The sequence below is a fragment of the Bacillus sp. ISL-55 genome (genome assembly GCF_018613155.1).
Classification (GTDB): domain Bacteria; phylum Bacillota; class Bacilli; order Bacillales; family Cytobacillaceae; genus Mesobacillus.
In genome coordinates this window covers 1-16,216 of sequence record NZ_JAGGQU010000036.1, presented here as the reverse complement: position 1 = coordinate 16,216, position 16,216 = coordinate 1, and the positions used below count along the sequence as shown (strand labels likewise).

The 16,216-nt window shown below is 44.5% G+C and carries 15 protein-coding genes; 14 read left to right on the top strand and 1 reads right to left on the bottom strand.

The annotated features are described in order from the left end of the window. The first annotated feature begins 92 nt into the window (after window positions 1-92). The 13 genes from J7E32_RS16785 to pyrE all read left to right on the top strand — a co-directional run bounded on the left by J7E32_RS16785 (window position 93) and on the right by pyrE (window position 14,100). Entirely contained in the window at window positions 93-380 is a 288-nt protein-coding gene (locus tag J7E32_RS16785) for a TraR/DksA C4-type zinc finger protein (protein WP_214909577.1), read from the top strand. Between the two features lie 415 nt (window positions 381-795). Continuing rightward, window positions 796-1,287: a signal peptidase II gene (gene lspA / locus J7E32_RS16780; protein WP_214909575.1), complete on the top strand. Its 492-nt coding sequence runs from the start codon at window positions 796-798 to the stop codon at window positions 1,285-1,287. After that, window positions 1,259-2,170 (top strand): RluA family pseudouridine synthase, encoded by a 912-nt coding sequence (locus J7E32_RS16775; RefSeq protein WP_214909573.1) that lies wholly within the window; start codon window positions 1,259-1,261, stop codon window positions 2,168-2,170. Before lspA ends, J7E32_RS16775 begins: the two co-directional genes overlap by 29 nt. 233 nt (window positions 2,171-2,403) lie before the next feature. Next, on the top strand, window positions 2,404-2,946 hold the full coding sequence (gene pyrR, locus J7E32_RS16770) for a bifunctional pyr operon transcriptional regulator/uracil phosphoribosyltransferase PyrR (RefSeq protein ID WP_214909571.1): 543 nt from the start codon (window positions 2,404-2,406) through the stop codon (window positions 2,944-2,946). A gap of 144 nt (window positions 2,947-3,090) precedes the next feature. Beyond that, on the top strand, window positions 3,091-4,410 hold the full coding sequence (locus tag J7E32_RS16765; protein ID WP_214909569.1) for a solute carrier family 23 protein: 1,320 nt from the start codon (window positions 3,091-3,093) through the stop codon (window positions 4,408-4,410). Between the two features lie 178 nt (window positions 4,411-4,588). Continuing rightward, window positions 4,589-5,533 carry an aspartate carbamoyltransferase catalytic subunit gene (locus J7E32_RS16760; protein WP_214909567.1) on the top strand — a complete coding sequence of 315 codons (945 nt, stop codon included), beginning with the start codon at window positions 4,589-4,591 and terminating at the stop codon, window positions 5,531-5,533. Beyond that, the gene (locus J7E32_RS16755; protein WP_214909565.1) at window positions 5,496-6,779 is read left to right on the top strand and encodes a dihydroorotase; all 1,284 of its coding nucleotides are present in this window, start codon (window positions 5,496-5,498) and stop codon (window positions 6,777-6,779) included. Before J7E32_RS16760 ends, J7E32_RS16755 begins: the two co-directional genes overlap by 38 nt. Next, window positions 6,776-7,873, top strand: coding sequence for a carbamoyl phosphate synthase small subunit (locus J7E32_RS16750; protein WP_214909563.1), 1,098 nt, complete (start codon window positions 6,776-6,778; stop codon window positions 7,871-7,873). Before J7E32_RS16755 ends, J7E32_RS16750 begins: the two co-directional genes overlap by 4 nt. Further along, entirely contained in the window at window positions 7,860-11,072 is a 3,213-nt protein-coding gene (carB, locus tag J7E32_RS16745) for a carbamoyl-phosphate synthase large subunit (RefSeq protein WP_214909561.1), read from the top strand. Before J7E32_RS16750 ends, carB begins: the two co-directional genes overlap by 14 nt. Further along, window positions 11,069-11,842 carry a dihydroorotate dehydrogenase electron transfer subunit gene (locus tag J7E32_RS16740; RefSeq protein ID WP_214909552.1) on the top strand — a complete coding sequence of 258 codons (774 nt, stop codon included), beginning with the start codon at window positions 11,069-11,071 and terminating at the stop codon, window positions 11,840-11,842. Before carB ends, J7E32_RS16740 begins: the two co-directional genes overlap by 4 nt. After that, a complete protein-coding gene (locus tag J7E32_RS16735) occupies window positions 11,839-12,780 on the top strand; it encodes a dihydroorotate dehydrogenase (RefSeq protein ID WP_214909550.1) in 942 nt (313 codons plus the stop codon). Before J7E32_RS16740 ends, J7E32_RS16735 begins: the two co-directional genes overlap by 4 nt. Next, window positions 12,752-13,468 (top strand): orotidine-5'-phosphate decarboxylase, encoded by a 717-nt coding sequence (pyrF, locus tag J7E32_RS16730; RefSeq protein WP_214909540.1) that lies wholly within the window; start codon window positions 12,752-12,754, stop codon window positions 13,466-13,468. Before J7E32_RS16735 ends, pyrF begins: the two co-directional genes overlap by 29 nt. Beyond that, complete coding sequence (pyrE, locus tag J7E32_RS16725; RefSeq protein ID WP_214909538.1) at window positions 13,465-14,100, top strand: orotate phosphoribosyltransferase; 636 nt, start codon at window positions 13,465-13,467, stop codon at window positions 14,098-14,100. The genes pyrF and pyrE overlap by 4 nt, the downstream gene beginning before the upstream one ends. An 89-nt stretch (window positions 14,101-14,189) precedes the next feature. Here the strand turns inward: pyrE and J7E32_RS16720 are convergent, their stop codons facing one another. Continuing rightward, window positions 14,190-15,203: a DUF3231 family protein gene (locus tag J7E32_RS16720; RefSeq protein ID WP_214909536.1), complete on the bottom strand. Its 1,014-nt coding sequence runs from the start codon at window positions 15,201-15,203 to the stop codon at window positions 14,190-14,192. A 295-nt stretch (window positions 15,204-15,498) separates the two neighbouring features. Between J7E32_RS16720 and J7E32_RS16715 the strand changes: the two genes are divergently transcribed. Then, the gene (locus tag J7E32_RS16715; RefSeq protein ID WP_214909533.1) at window positions 15,499-16,146 is read left to right on the top strand and encodes a VTT domain-containing protein; all 648 of its coding nucleotides are present in this window, start codon (window positions 15,499-15,501) and stop codon (window positions 16,144-16,146) included. Window positions 16,147-16,216 lie beyond the last annotated feature (70 nt).

The following is a 16,216-nucleotide window of genomic DNA, read 5'->3' as shown; positions in this document are numbered from 1 at the left end:
TTGGGAAATCCTGCAGTACATGTAAAAAGTTTAGCTGAGTCAGCCTGAAGCCTGTGGAAATAATAGCTGTAAACAGGAACGGGGGCAGATACATGGAAGGTAATCTTGATTACATTTACAATGAGCTCCGCGAAACGAGAACAGAATTGTTAGCGTACCTGAATCACGGCCAGAAAGATGAGAGGATTTTGCAATACATTGTTGATGAATTAAACGACATAGAAACAGCATTGGAGAAAATGGAATTTGGTGAATATGGGAAGTGCGAGATATCTGGAGAATATTTACCCTATGAGTTTTTGCAGAGAATTCCTACAGCTAGGTCAGCTGTGGAGTTAGACCAAATCGAACAATACTACCGGAAGCCCATCTATTCCTGAGTTTTATTAAGATTAAATTTGGTCCCGCAAAAAGAGATCATATAAAAATGCACTTTGAAACTTAGAATTATATTTCCACACAAACTGTACTGGAAAAAATCATTGAAAATTTCCAATTCGCTATAAAAGAAAAAAAGTCGCTATAAAACATATTTTTTCGCTATAAAAAGGAAAAAGTCGCTATAAAATAAATTTTTTCGCTATAAAAAATAAATTTTCGCTATAAAAATGGATACATCGGAAATAAACCATTTTGAAGGTTCATTTTCTGTTAAAAATTAAGATCCTAATCACTATTTTCAAGTAGAACATTGCTGTTAGTAGGTGTTTTCTTACTAAAATTTATAAAATCTGTCGTTTTGATCTTATATGTGCTAAAATTCAAAGGTAATGAATTGATGTGGAGGTTACCTTTGTGTTTTATTACATAATTGCACTGTTTGTTATCTTGCTTGACCAGGTTACTAAATGGTTTATAGTCAAAAATATGGAGCTTGGAGAGAGCATAAAGGTCATAGAGAACTTTTTGTATATTACTTCGCACCGTAACCGTGGTGCTGCATGGGGAATCCTGCAGGGACAAATGTGGTTCTTCTATGTCATTACCATCATTGTAGTGATTGGCCTTGTCGTCTATATTCAAAAGGCAGCTAAAGGCAAACTTCTGCTTGGTATTTCGCTTGGTTTCATGCTGGGCGGGGCGATTGGGAATTTTATCGACAGGGTATACCGAAAGGAAGTTGTCGATTTCATCAACACCTATATCTTCGGATACGATTTCCCTATCTTCAATATCGCGGATTCTGCGCTGGTAATCGGTGTAGGATTGCTGATGATTGACATGATCAGGGAAGAGAGAGAGGCGAAAAGAAAAGCTTATGGAGAAAATGGAACACATCATCAGTGAGGAACAGGCTGGTGACAGAATAGATAAAGTAGTTTCGACACTTGAAGCAGACTGGTCGAGGAGCCAGGTGCAGCAATGGATCAAGGACGGAAATGTTCTTGTTAATGGAGCTCAAATCAAAACTAATTATAAATGCAGCTTGAATGATCAGCTTGAAATCATCATTCCAGAGCCAGAAGTCCTGGATGTAATCGCTGAGGAAATGGATCTTGAGATCTTTTATGAGGATGCAGATGTTCTTGTTGTGAATAAGCCTAAGGGAATGGTCGTCCACCCCGCTCCTGGACATATGACTGGGACGCTTGTTAACGGGCTGATGGCTCATTGCAAGGATTTATCAGGCATTAATGGCGTGCTTCGCCCGGGAATCGTCCACAGGATCGATAAAGATACCTCAGGTCTATTGATGGTGGCAAAAAATGATATGGCCCACGAAAGCCTGGTCAACCAGCTTGTAGCTAAAACAGTTACTCGCAAATACAAGGCGCTCGTTCATGGAAATATCCAGCATGATCACGGTACGATCGATGCGCCGCTTGGGCGCGATCAAAAGGACCGCCAGAGCATGACAGTGGTTGATAATGGCAAAAATGCTGTCACACATTTCAATGTACTCGAACGGTTTAAGGATTTTACATTTGTTGAGTGCCAGCTTGAAACAGGCAGGACGCACCAAATTCGTGTCCACATGAAATACATCGGCTATCCGCTGGCTGGAGACCCGAAGTACGGTCCGAAAAAGACGCTCGATCTTGGCGGTCAGGCCTTGCATGCTGGACTGCTTGGTTTCGATCATCCAAGGACAGGGGAGTATCTGGAATTTGAAGCTCCGCTGCCTGAATATTTCGTTGAGCTTTTAAACGATTTTAGAGAAAATTGTTGACAAAGTTCAACATCTATTTTAAGATGACTATAGTTTAATAAGTCCTTTAAAGACAGTCCCGTGAGGCTGAGAAGGAAACGGATTTGCAGGCAGGCATATGATGTATGCTCTGCTGCATGCTAACACCACACGTTTACCCTCTTGCCTAAACAGACAAGAGGGTTTTTTGTATGAAACATACGACGTGCTGAACTTCCGTTTTCATACCACAGACAGAGAAGGAGTGAAAACAAATGGCTGAAAAAGCGGTTGTGCTCGACAACCAGGGAATCCGCAGGGCATTGACGAGGATAGCCCATGAAATCATTGAAAGAAACAAAGGGATCGAGGACAGTGTCATTGTCGGGATCCGTACGAGAGGAATTTATATCGCCAAAAGGCTGGCGGAAAGAATCCGTGAGATCGAAGGTGCAGATATCCCGGTAGGTGAGCTGGATATCACCCTGTATCGTGATGACTTGACGAAAAAGACGGATGACAAGGAGCCTGAGGTAAAAGGGTCGGATATACCAGTCGACATCTCGAATAAAAAGGTGATTCTGGTGGATGATGTTCTTTACACAGGCAGGACAGTTCGTGCGGCGATGGATGCATTGATTGACATCGGCCGGCCGGCGACCATCCAGCTTGCTGTTCTGGTCGACAGAGGACACCGGGAATTGCCGATCAGGGCAGACTTTGTAGGCAAGAACATACCGACATCAAGCTCGGAAAGAATCGTCGTCGAGCTTCAGGAAGTTGATGAAGAAGAACGCGTAAGCATTTTTGAAAAATAAATAATGCCCTTTTAAATGCAGTCCAGAGAGGCTGAAAAGGGGGAACGCATGGCTGATGGCTTTGTGCGGGTTTTTTTAACCCTTACCCTCTTTGTATCTACTGGCAAAGAGGGTTTTTTTTGTACAAAAGAGAGGGGAATAAATATGAACAAACCAATCCTAGATATTAAAGATGTACCATCACCATTCCAATGGTTCACACTTAGCATTCAGCACTTATTCGCCATGTTTGGCGCGACAATCCTTGTACCTTACCTGGTCGGCTTAAGTCCGGCAATCGCTTTGATTTCAAGCGGACTTGGAACGATCGCTTTCCTGATCATCACAAAATTCCAGGTTCCGGCTTATCTCGGATCATCCTTCGCTTTCATTGCTCCGATCATCGCAGCCAAAGCGGGAGGGGGACCAGGTGCAGCCATGGTTGGAACCTTCCTTGCAGGTTTGGTCTACGGAATCGTTGCACTTATCATCAAAAAAGCAGGCTACCGCTGGATTATGCGCTTGCTGCCACCGGTTGTAGTCGGCCCAGTCATCATTGTCATTGGACTTTCACTTGCAGGAACTGCGGTCAGCATGGCAATGAATGTCCCTGGAACTACTGAATACAGCTTGATTCATTTCTCTGCCGCTTTAGTAACTCTTGCAGCGACAATCGTCTTCTCGATTTATGGAAAGGGAATGCTCAGCATGGTTCCAATCCTTGCCGGGATTATTGTCGGGTATCTTTACTCAATGGCAATAGGAATCGTAGACTTCAGCGGAGTAAAAAAAGCAGATATATTCGAGATGCCAGACTTTATCTTCCCATTCGTTCATTACAATGTAAGTATCAGCTGGGAAATCGTCATGCTGATGGTTCCGGTAGCAATTGTGACATTGTCCGAGCATATCGGCCACCAGCTTGTTCTGAGCAAGGTTGTCGGGAGAGACTATATTAAAGAGCCAGGTCTTCACCGCTCCATCATGGGTGACGGAATGGCTACGATGATTTCCGGTTTGATCGGCGGACCGCCAAAGACGACTTACGGCGAAAATATCGGTGTCCTTGCGATTACAAGAGTGTACAGCGTATATGTCCTGCTAGGAGCAGCCATCATCGCAACCGTATTCGGATTCATCGGCAAAATTACGGCATTGATCAGCTCAATCCCAACACCGGTTATGGGAGGCGTCTCCATCCTGTTGTTCGGGATCATCGCTTCATCAGGTTTGAGAATGCTTGTCGACAGCAAAATCGACTTTGGCAACACAAGAAACCTTGTCGTCTCATCAGTTATCCTGGTTATCGGGATTGGCGGAGCATTCATTAAGCTAAATGAAAACTTTGAAATACATGGCATGGCCTTAGCTGCCCTGATTGGAGTCATCCTTAACCTTGTGCTGCCAGGACGTCCGGATATTGAAGAAGATATGTTTAAAGTGGAAGAAGAAAAAAAAACTGAGAAAAAGAACGATGTAGCATAGTACCACCTTTTAATAAAGTCCAGAGAGGCTTAAAAGGGTGTTATGAGCGAACCGGCTTATTCAAGATGCACGCAAACCCGAAAATTCGGGGTTTATGCCGGCAAGCTCATAGTCAAGCACCCTGTTGAGTCAGAAAACAGGGTGCTTTTTTTCTTGAAAAAATGGAGGGGAATCAGCCATGAAATGGGATTTACTGACGACTTCACAGCTTAGTGCAACGGAAATACAGGGAATTATTTTGTCCGCAAGTGAATTTGCCGGCGGGAAGATTTGGCAGCCAAAAGAGAGGCTGTTCATCAGCAATTTATTTTACGAGCCAAGCACGAGGACGAAGTCGAGCTTCGAGATGGCTGAACGCAAGCTGGGACTTGAGGTGATCCCGTTTGAGGTCCAGACATCAAGTGTACTGAAAGGCGAAACATTATACGACACCGTTAAAACACTTGAAGCGATCGGCACCGACGCGGTCGTAATCAGGCACGGTGCTGACAGTTATTTCACAGAACTTGAAAAAGGGATTTCGATTCCCATCATCAATGCTGGCGATGGAAAAGGGCATCATCCAACACAATCATTGCTCGACCTTATGACAATACAGCAGGAATTCGGAAGATTTGCAGGGCTTACAGTAACAATAATCGGTGATATCCTCCACAGCCGTGTAGCGAGGTCCAATGCAGATGCACTTGTCAGACTTGGAGCAAAAGTTGTTTTTTCAGGACCAGAGGATTGGGTGAATCAAAGTCAGCTTCCAGCTGGCTGCTGCTATATGTCAGTAGACGAGGCGATCGAGTTGGCTGATGTGGTCATGCTCCTTCGAGTCCAGCATGAACGGCATGATGGCAAACTCCTGTTTGATAAAAATGAGTACCATAAATCGTATGGTTTAACGCTTGAAAGAGAAAAGTTGATGAAGAAGGGCAGCATTATTCTCCATCCAGCACCGGTCAATCGCGGCGTCGAAATTGCAGATCAATTAGTTGAAAGTCAGAAGTCACGGATCTTCAAACAAATGGAAAATGGTGTGTACATCAGGATGGCAGTATTAAAAAGAGCACTTGAAAATAGAAATGGGGGAAGGGAATATGTCGATGCTAATCAAAAATGGCAAACTAGTTACTGAGAACGGGTTTGAATCAGTTGATATTTTAATAGAAAACGGGAAAATCACAAAAGTTGGCAATGAAATCTCTGCAGATGCTAAGCAAATCATTGATGCAGAAGGCAGGCTGGTTGCGCCAGGATTGGTTGACCTGCATGTCCACCTGCGAGAGCCAGGCGGAGAGAAGAAAGAGACGATTGCTACAGGGACACTTGCTGCAGCTAAGGGCGGCTTCACAACAGTAGCCGCAATGCCGAACACAAGACCTGTTCCGGACTCAAAAGACCAGATGGAATGGCTTCAGAGAAAAATTGAGGAAACAGCTTCCGTAAGGGTTCTGCCATATGCCTCTATTACTGTACGTGAACTAGGTCAGGAGCTAACGAATTTTGCAGAATTAAAAGAAGCCGGTGCCTTTGCCCTGACCGATGACGGTGTCGGAGTCCAGTCAGCGGGAATGATGCTTGAGGCAATGAAAAAGGCTGCACAGCTGGATATTGCAATCGTAGCACATTGCGAAGACAATACATTGATCAATAAAGGCTCTCTACACGAGGGAAGAAAAGCTGCTGAACTGGGAATCAACGGAATCCCGTCAGTGTGCGAATCTGTACATATAGCAAGAGACATCCTGCTGGCAGAAGAAGCAGGATGCCACTATCATGTCTGCCATATCAGCACGAAAGAATCTGTCAGGGCAGTCCGGGACGCAAAAAGATATGGCATAAAAGTGACAGCGGAAGTCACTCCACATCATTTGCTATTAAATGAAGATGACATTAAAGGCAATGATGCCAACTATAAAATGAATCCGCCGCTAAGAAGCAAGGCAGACCACGAGGCTTTGATACAAGGACTGCTGGACGGAACAATCGACTTTATCGCTACTGACCATGCACCACATACAATCGAAGAAAAAGCAGAGGGAATCCAGTTAGCGCCTTTTGGGATTGTCGGACTGGAGACAGCGTTCCCGCTCTTATATACGCATCTGGTCAAAACAAACATCATTACCTTAAAACAGTTGCTTGAGTTTTTGACTGTCAAACCCGCAGAAGCTTTCGGATTGCCTTATGGACAGCTAAAAGCTGGCGCGCCGGCCGATGTGGTATTGATTGATCTTGAAGAAGAAAAGGAAATCAATCCAGATGAATTTTTATCAAAAGGAAGAAACACACCATTTTCAGGCTGGAAATGCAAAGGATGGCCAGTACTGACGATCGCTGAAGGAAAAATTGTCTGGGAAAAGGGAGTTGTGAGCGTATGAAAAAACAGTTGATTTTGGAAGATGGCACGGTATTTATTGGAGAAGGCTTTGGAAGTGAAACGGAGGCGATTGGGGAAGTTGTCTTCAACACAGGAATGACAGGCTACCAGGAAATCCTGTCAGATCCCTCTTACTGCGGGCAAATTGTCACCCTGACGTACCCGTTAATCGGTAATTATGGAATCAACCGGGATGATTTTGAATCAATCAGTCCTGCTGTCCACGGTCTCGTCGTAAAGGAAAATGCCGAATATCCATCCAACTGGCGCTCAGAACTTTCTTTGGACGCTTATCTTAAAATGAAAAACATCCCGGGCATTGCTGGAATTGATACTAGGAAGCTGACAAAAATCATTCGTAAACACGGAACCTTGAAGGGTTCAATTTGCGGGATCGATGAAAATCCTCAAGATATTATTGCTGCTCTTAAAAGCAAAACACTGCCGAACAATCAGGTAATGGAAGTATCAACGAAAACAGCTTATCCTAGTCCAGGGCGCGGCCACAGGGTTGTCCTTGTTGATTTTGGCCTGAAGCATGGGATTTTAAGAGAACTGAATGATCGTAATTGCGATGTGGTTGTCGTCCCTTACAATACGACTGCCCAGGAAATTCTCAGTCTGAGCCCGGATGGCATCATGCTGTCAAATGGACCTGGGGACCCGAAGGATGTTCCAGAAGCAATCGAAATGATCCAGGGCTTGCTGGGCAAGGTTCCATTGTTTGGGATTTGTCTTGGCCACCAGCTGTTCGCACTTGCCTGCGGCGCAAATACAGAGAAAATGAAATTCGGGCATCGCGGCTCAAACCATCCAGTAAAAGATTTAAGGACGGGAAAAGTAGCTCTAACTTCGCAAAACCATGGATATACCGTCACGGAAGGCTCTGTCACAGGTACCGAGCTTGAGGTTACGCACATAGCATTGAATGATGGAACAATTGAAGGTCTTGCCCATAAAACAGCGGCGGCATTTACTGTCCAATATCACCCGGAAGCTTCACCAGGACCGGAGGATGCGAACGGATTATTCAATCAATTCATCGAGCTTGTAGAAGCAGAAAAAAAGGAGGCTGTCACACATGCCAAAGCGTAAAGATGTTAACAGTATATTAGTCATCGGGTCAGGTCCGATCATCATTGGCCAGGCGGCAGAATTCGATTATGCAGGAACACAGGCATGCATCGCACTGAGGGAAGAAGGCTATAAGGTAATCCTCGTCAACTCGAATCCTGCAACCATCATGACTGACACCGAAATTGCAGATGTGATATACATTGAGCCTCTTACTCTTGAATTTGTGGCAAGGATCATCCGCAAGGAGCGCCCGGATGCGATCCTGCCGACACTTGGGGGTCAAACAGGATTAAACCTGGCTGTGGAGCTAGCGAAAGCAGGAGTGTTGGAAGAATGCAATGTAGAAATTCTCGGCACGAAGCTTGATGCGATCAACCAGGCAGAAGACAGGGAGCTGTTCAGAAGCCTGATGAACGAGCTCGGCCAGCCGGTCCCTGACAGCGACATCATCCACAATCTTCAAGAGGCTTATACCTTTGTGGAGAGAGTCGGATACCCAGTGATTGTCCGCCCTGCTTTTACAATGGGAGGAACCGGCGGCGGAATTTGCAGCAACGAAAAAGAGCTTATCGAGATTGTTACAAGCGGTATTAAAAACAGTCCTGTAGGTCAATGCTTGCTAGAAAAGAGTATTGCCGGTTTCAAGGAAATCGAATACGAAGTGATGCGGGACAGCAATGATAACGCCATTGTAGTCTGCAATATGGAAAACTTCGATCCGGTCGGAGTCCATACAGGGGATTCCATCGTCGTAGCGCCGAGCCAGACATTGAGTGACCGCGAATACCAGCTGCTCAGGAATGCCAGCCTGAAAATCATCAGGGCCCTGAAAATTGAAGGAGGATGCAATGTCCAGCTCGCACTTGATCCTGACAGCTTTAACTACTATGTAATTGAAGTAAATCCGCGTGTCAGCCGCTCATCAGCGTTGGCTTCTAAAGCAACTGGCTATCCAATTGCCAAGCTTGCAGCGAAAATTGCTGTAGGACTGACGCTTGATGAAATGCTGAATCCTGTGACAGGGAAAACATATGCCTGCTTCGAACCCGCGCTTGATTATGTTGTAACAAAAATCCCGCGCTGGCCATTTGACAAGTTCGAATCAGCCAACCGCACACTTGGAACACAGATGAAAGCAACTGGTGAAGTTATGGCAATCGGCCGTACTTTCGAAGAGTCACTGTTAAAAGCGATCCGTTCGCTTGAAGCTGATGTAATTCACCTTTCTTTGAATAATCAAAGCGAAATCTACGATGAATTGCTGGAAAAGAGAATTCGCAAGGCTGGTGACGAGAGATTATTTTACCTTGCAGAGGCAATCAGAAGAGGCATATCCATTGAAACTCTTCACAGCTGGAGCAAAATCGATTTATTCTTCCTTCATAAATTAGAGAGACTAATAGCTTTTGAGGAAGAGCTGGCTGAAAAGAAGTTTGACCTGGAAACAGCCAAATCAGCAAAGCAGAAAGGTTTTTCTGATAAGGTAATAGCCAGTCTGTGGAATGTCGAAGAACAGGGTGTATACCAGTGGCGGCTTGATAACAGTCTGATCCCTGTCTTTAAAATGGTCGATACCTGTGCCGCTGAGTTCGAATCGGAAACGCCCTACTTTTATAGCACATATGAGGAAGAAAATGAATCAGTAGTGACAGAAAGAAAAAGCGTCATTGTGCTGGGCTCCGGGCCAATCAGGATCGGTCAGGGCATCGAATTCGATTATGCAACTGTCCACTCCGTAAAAGCAATCAAAGAAGCGGGTTATGAGGCTATCATCGTCAACAACAACCCTGAAACGGTCTCTACCGATTTCAGCATCTCGGATAAATTGTACTTTGAACCGTTAACAATTGAGGATGTCATGAACATTATCAATCTCGAAAACCCAATTGGCGCTGTCGTCCAATTCGGGGGCCAAACAGCGATTAACCTGGCTGCAAAGCTTGTCGACAGAGGAGTGAAGATTCTCGGAACAAGCCTGGAAGATCTGGATCGTGCAGAGGACCGCGACAAGTTTGAACACGCACTATCTGATCTTGAAATCCCGCTGCCGAAGGGAAGCACAGCTAAGTCAGTTGAAGAAGCAGCATTGATTGCTGAAGAAATCGGCTATCCGGTTCTTGTTCGTCCATCCTACGTACTTGGGGGAAGGGCAATGGAGATTGTCTATAAGGAAGAAGAACTTCTGCATTATATGAAAAACGCAGTGAAGGTAAATCCTGAATATCCTGTGCTGATCGACCGTTATCTGACTGGAAAAGAAGTAGAAGTCGATGCGATTTCCGATGGGAAAAATGTACTAATTCCAGGCATTATGGAGCATATCGAAAGAGCTGGCGTCCACTCGGGAGATTCAATCGGGGTCTATCCGCCGCAGAGCCTCAGCGAGGAAGTAAAACAAAAACTTGTGAACTATACGATCGATCTGGCAAGAGGCTTGAACATTGTCGGTTTGCTGAATATTCAATATGTCATTGCAAATGAAGAAGTCTATGTGCTTGAAGTGAACCCGCGTTCCAGCCGTACTGTACCATTCCTGAGCAAAATCACCAATGTACCGATGGCGAAGATCGCTACGAAGGTCATCCTTGGGCAAAGCCTGCAAGCACAGGGCTACGAAACAGGACTTGTGCCTGAACAAGAAGGCGTTTTTGTGAAGGTTCCGGTGTTCTCCTTCGAAAAATTACGCCGCGTAGACATCACGCTCGGACCAGAAATGAAGTCCACCGGTGAAGTTATGGGCAAGGATACGACACTGGAAAAAGCTTTATATAAAGGCATGATTGCAGCCGGTATGAAAATAAAAGAATTCGGTACAGTCCTGCTTACAGTCGCAGATAAGGATAAAGAAGAAACTTTGGCACTTGCAAAAAGATTCTCGAACATTGGCTATCAATTGATGGCAACAGAAGGTACAGCCAAATATCTCGAATCTGCTGGCATTAAGGTGAAAACAGTCGGAAAAATCGGTTCTGAAGGCACGAACCTGATTGATGTGATTCGCAAGGGAGAAGCACAGATGGTCATCAATACGTTGACAAAAGGCAAGCAGCCGGAACGTGATGGGTTCAGGATTCGCCGCGAATCTGTGGAAAATGGCGTGCCTTGCCTGACTTCACTGGATACTGCAAAAGCGATTTTGAGAGTCATTGAATCTATGACATTTTCAGCAGATGCCTTAAAGCCGATGGAGTCGGCCAAAGAAGGTGTGCTTTCATGATCAGGCAGGAAAACTGCAAGATAGTCAGCAACAGACCAATTGCAGAGGATATCTTTGAATTAGTCCTGGAAGGTGAGCTTTCCGCTGAAATGGCACAGGCCGGACAGTTTGTTCATGTAAAGGTAGCAGACGGATTCGATCCGCTGCTGCGCAGGCCAATTAGCATCGCTTCAATCAATAATGGCACGTTCACGATTATTTACCGGAGGCAGGGAAAAGGAACTTCTCTGCTTGCCGATAAGTCCATAGGTATGAGTGTCGATCTTCTGGGACCATTAGGCAATGGCTTTCCTGTGGATGAAGCGAAGCGGGGACAGACAGCTGTCCTGGTTGGCGGCGGCGTCGGAGTCCCTCCCATGTATGAGTTGGCTAAGCAGCTGGCCCGTAAAGGAGTAAACGTCATAAGTATTATCGGATTCCAGTCAGCAAATGCTGTTTTTTACGAAAAAGAGCTGGCTGAATTCGGAGAAGTTTTTGTGGCGACTGTGGATGGGTCTTACGGAAGAAAAGGGTTTGTCACTGATATTCTTGATGGATTAGAGCTTCCAGCAGATATTGTCTTTGCCTGTGGTCCGACACCGATGTTACGGGCAATCGAGGGTGGTCATTATGCGCCGAAAACATATTTATCTCTCGAAGAACGGATGGGATGCGGAATTGGTGCTTGCTTTGCATGTGTCTGCCATACGAAGGATGATCCGCAAGGCTTTTCATATAAAAAGGTCTGCAGCGATGGGCCAGTATTTCAAGCAGGGGAGGTTGTCATATGAGTTCGCTATCAATCCAGCTGCCAGGGCTTAATTTGAAGAATCTGGTAATGCCGGCTTCCGGTTGCTTTGGTTTTGGCCGAGAGTTCAGTCAATTATATGATTTGAGTTTGCTAGGGGCAATCATGGTAAAAGCGACGACACCTGAACCTCGATTCGGGAATCCAACTCCAAGAGTTGCTGAGACACCGGGCGGAATGTTGAATGCAATCGGCCTGCAAAATCCTGGACTCGAAAAGGTCTTTAACGAAGAGCTTCCATGGTTAGAGCAGTTTGATGTGCCAATCATTGCGAACATAGCTGGTTCAACGGAGGATGATTACATAAAGGTAGCAGAGCAGTTATCCAAGGCTCCGAATGTCCATGCACTTGAACTAAACATATCATGTCCAAATGTCAAAACAGGCGGGATTGCATTTGGTACAGATCCGGAGATGGCCAAGGCACTGACCCGAAAGGTAAAAGAAGTGTCTGAAGTGCCTGTATATGTGAAACTTTCTCCGAATGTTACAGACATTGTGAAAATCGCCAGGGCAGTTGAGGATGGCGGTGCGGATGGACTTACGATGATCAACACTTTACTTGGCATGAGAATCGACCTTATGACAGGGCAGCCGATTCTTGCAAATAAAACCGGCGGCTTGTCGGGCCCTTCCGTGAAGCCAGTTGCCATCAGGATGATCTATGAAGTCAGCCAGCGCGTATCGATTCCAATCATTGGAATGGGAGGTATTCAGTCCGCTGAAGATGTCATCGAGTTTTTCCTTGCCGGTGCAAGTGCTGCTGCCGTTGGAACACAGAACTTTGTTGATCCATTTATATGTCCGAAGATAATTGAAGAGTTACCGGAATGGCTAAATAAACTTGGGGCAGAACATATTTCTGAATTAACGGGAAGGAGCTGGAAGAAGAATGAAAGACTCGCTTATTATCGCCCTTGATTTTCCTGGGAAAACCCAGGTCATGGAATTCCTAAAGCCTTTTGAACATGAACAGCTTTTTGTAAAAGTTGGAATGGAACTTTTTTATGCCGAAGGGCCGTCCATCATTGAGGAGTTAAAGAAGCAGAATCATAAAATCTTCCTTGACCTGAAACTCCATGACATTCCTAATACGGTAAAAAGTGCGATGAAGGTGCTCGCTGGACTGGGGTGTGACATTGTAAATGTCCATGCTGCTGGAGGATCGGAGATGATGGGCGCGGCACTCGAGGGACTTGAATCCGGCACTGCACCTGGACAAAAAAGACCATACTGTATCGCAGTCACCCAGCTCACAAGCACATCTGAAAGTCAGGTTAAGCAGGAACAACAAATTGGAGCAGGCTTGCAGGAATCGGTATTAAATTATGCAAATCTGGCAAAAAGTTCTGGTCTAGATGGTGTAGTTTGTTCCCCGAATGAAGCTGGTTTAATCCATGAGCGGTTAGGAGCAGACTTTATCACTGTCACCCCTGGCATCCGGCCGGCAGAAAGTGCGCTGCAGGATCAGAAGCGAACAGCAACGCCTGAATTTGCAAGGAAACAGGGTATATCGGCAATCGTAGTTGGCAGGCCGATTACCCGTGCCGCAAATTCCCTTGAGAGCTACCTGGCAATCAAAAATGAATGGAAGGGTGTATACAAGTGAAAAAACAAATCGCAGAAGCTTTGCTTGAAATTGAAGCCGTCAGCTTACAGCCGGATCAGCCGTTTACATGGTCTTCTGGCCTAAAATCCCCTATCTATTGTGACAACCGTCTGACTCTGTCATACCCGGCAGTTCGCAGGGAAGTTGCCAACGGACTGAAGAACTTGATTTCCGAACATTTTCCTCAGGCAGAAATGGTCGCCGGAACTGCAACAGCCGGAATCCCTCATGCGGCATGGGTCAGCGAGTTGCTTGATCTGCCAATGAGCTACGTGCGTTCGAAAGCAAAGGGACATGGGAAAGGGAATCAGATTGAAGGAAAGGTTACCGAGGGCCAGAAGGTCGTCGTTGTTGAGGATTTAATTTCAACAGGAGGCAGTGTTATTGAAGCAGTCGAGGCATTGCGAGAAGCAGGCTGCGAAGTACTCGGGGTTGTCTCGATTTTTACATATGAACTAGACAAAGGAAGGCAGCAGCTTAGCGCAGCTAATATCACAGCATATTCTTTGACTGACTTTACGACACTTGCAAACCTGGCAGAGGAAAAAGGGCTAATCACGAAGGGGAATATTGACAGCCTGGCAGAATGGCGTAAGAATCCATCTGAATGGGGAGCAGCCAAGCATAAATAAAAAACATGCAGCCATGAGAGGCTGCATGTTTTTTTTATATCAAATATAATAATCAGAACTTAAGGAACTTATCTTTTAGTAGAAACTTTTTACTGGCTATTGAATAAGGCATCTTTATCATCTGCCATCGGTGGCCGTTCAAGCCATCCGTTTTTTATTAACAGCTGAGCCCCATCCTCTGCATATAACCCGATTTCTGTGACAAGTCCTGTGTATTCCAAAGCAAGATCCCGTCTTTGTGATACTGACAAACCTGCGCTATAAAACCCAACAGCTGCGGAAATTAATGTGACGATGTGGAATAACATCAGTTTGTCTGAAAATGGAGGTACAGTTGAATTAGTAACTTCTGAAATCCATAAATTTGGAGAAGATAAATTGTCTTTAATTAAAAATGACCTAAAAGTCTCGAAATGTTTCTTACAGATATCTCTTCCTTTGTTAAAGTACTTCTGAAGTTCTTTTGATTGGCAGATTTGTCCAAATCCAATTTCCAGTACAACTTTTACTGCTGTCTTTTGCATGTTTAAACTTAGCCCGCTAATTTCCATTGCATTTAATGGACGCTTTTTTCCAAACCAGCCAGATAAATAACTTTTATTGTCTACAAAATCTATTTTTGCTGGACTATTGATATGTGGTGTTCTGCTGTATATGCCTTTTTTTAGCATTAAGTGAACGGTTCGTTCGTATAATGCCATAGCTTCATTATTACATTCTATAAAATAGGTGATTTGATCGGCGCGGACTGAAGTACCCACTGCCCCAGCATAGCCTGTCATACCATGCAATGTCATGATATGCATATATACCAACATAAAGGTATCTGAAAATAAAGGAGGAGCATTCAGGTTAATATCCTGATCCAGGGTAAAACCTTTTGGCCTCGGGTAATTTTGCTGCTTTAGAAACTCTTTGATTTTTACAATGTGATGTTCAGCAAGGTTCACGGCAAATTGAAGGATCTCCTTTATGTCTTCATCCTGAACCGTATTAACGGCATGGGTCAGTACGCAAATAGATAACGAATCATTCATATACTGACTCCAAAGATTCGCTAATTCTCCTGATGACAGGCTAACGTTATGGTTAATATCTTCCAAGAGAAAAACCTCCAGCAATTAATCACATTTAACATTAAAGTATGTATTCTATAGATAATTACTAATGTGACGTTATTATTCGAAAATAACTATCTTTTTATCCAATAACATTTTCTGTTTGTAATCTTTGTGTCAAGGTGAGTAGACAATGAATAAAAATGGATGGGTATACAATTTTTAACAAAATCAAAATTCAGCTTGGTTCTTCTATTTGGCAAACTGACATAAGATTATGTTTCAATAGATATATATCGAAGTATTTACGGTCAGGAGATCTGGTAGGGGGGATGGCGTAATGGACCAAATCATTCCGTTGCTAAAAAACATTGATACAAGTCTCCACTACTATATTGATGAGTATGGGGCAGCTATTTATATAATGTTGTTTTTAATTGTTTACTTTAAAACGGCTTTCGTCATCCTAACATTTTTGCCAGGGGATTCAATGGTCTTTGCAAGCGGAACTCTGGCAGCTACCGGCGATTTGGATCTTAATAGCTTGTTTATGCTCTTTGCAGCTGCAACAATCCTGGGTGACAGTCAGAATTTCTTCATTGGCAAGCAGCTAATGAAGTTAAACTCCAAAAAACATTATCTAAACCGTTTAACATCAGATAAATCCATTGGCAAAGCGAAGGATTTCTTATCTGGCTATGGCAGGCTAGCCATTTCTGCCTCGAGGTTTGTTCCGCTCATGAGAACTTCCGTGCCATTTGTTTCAGGATACACCGGATATGAATATAAGACATTTTTATGCTTTAACCTTATCGGGGGTTTGATCTGGACCTCACTCTGGCTGGCGGCAGGGTTCATCCTAGGGAATATTTCATGGGTAGTAGAGAATTTATTCCTTACTTTAATGCTTGTCTCGTTAACGGCATTCATACCCGCTATCATCGGTTTTATAAAACAGTATAAAAAGAAAAAAGAGGCATTAGCCTGAGATGAATATATAACTCAAAACCCGCCTTGGTATCAAGGCGGGTTTCTTAATGTGTGCGCCCAGCATGGGT

Coding starts and splice junctions, on each gene's coding strand:
- pyrR (WP_214909571.1), top strand. CDS start 2,404: ATGGCTGAAAAAGCGGTTGTGCTCGACAACCAGGGAATCCGCAGGGCA.
- J7E32_RS16755 (WP_214909565.1), top strand. CDS start 5,496: ATGTCGATGCTAATCAAAAATGGCAAACTAGTTACTGAGAACGGGTTT.
- carB (WP_214909561.1), top strand. CDS start 7,860: ATGCCAAAGCGTAAAGATGTTAACAGTATATTAGTCATCGGGTCAGGT.
- J7E32_RS16735 (WP_214909550.1), top strand. CDS start 11,839: ATGAGTTCGCTATCAATCCAGCTGCCAGGGCTTAATTTGAAGAATCTG.
- J7E32_RS16760 (WP_214909567.1), top strand. CDS start 4,589: ATGAAATGGGATTTACTGACGACTTCACAGCTTAGTGCAACGGAAATA.
- J7E32_RS16750 (WP_214909563.1), top strand. CDS start 6,776: ATGAAAAAACAGTTGATTTTGGAAGATGGCACGGTATTTATTGGAGAA.
- J7E32_RS16740 (WP_214909552.1), top strand. CDS start 11,069: ATGATCAGGCAGGAAAACTGCAAGATAGTCAGCAACAGACCAATTGCA.
- J7E32_RS16775 (WP_214909573.1), top strand. CDS start 1,259: ATGGAGAAAATGGAACACATCATCAGTGAGGAACAGGCTGGTGACAGA.
- pyrF (WP_214909540.1), top strand. CDS start 12,752: ATGAAAGACTCGCTTATTATCGCCCTTGATTTTCCTGGGAAAACCCAG.
- J7E32_RS16785 (WP_214909577.1), top strand. CDS start 93: ATGGAAGGTAATCTTGATTACATTTACAATGAGCTCCGCGAAACGAGA.
- J7E32_RS16765 (WP_214909569.1), top strand. CDS start 3,091: ATGAACAAACCAATCCTAGATATTAAAGATGTACCATCACCATTCCAA.
- J7E32_RS16715 (WP_214909533.1), top strand. CDS start 15,499: ATGGACCAAATCATTCCGTTGCTAAAAAACATTGATACAAGTCTCCAC.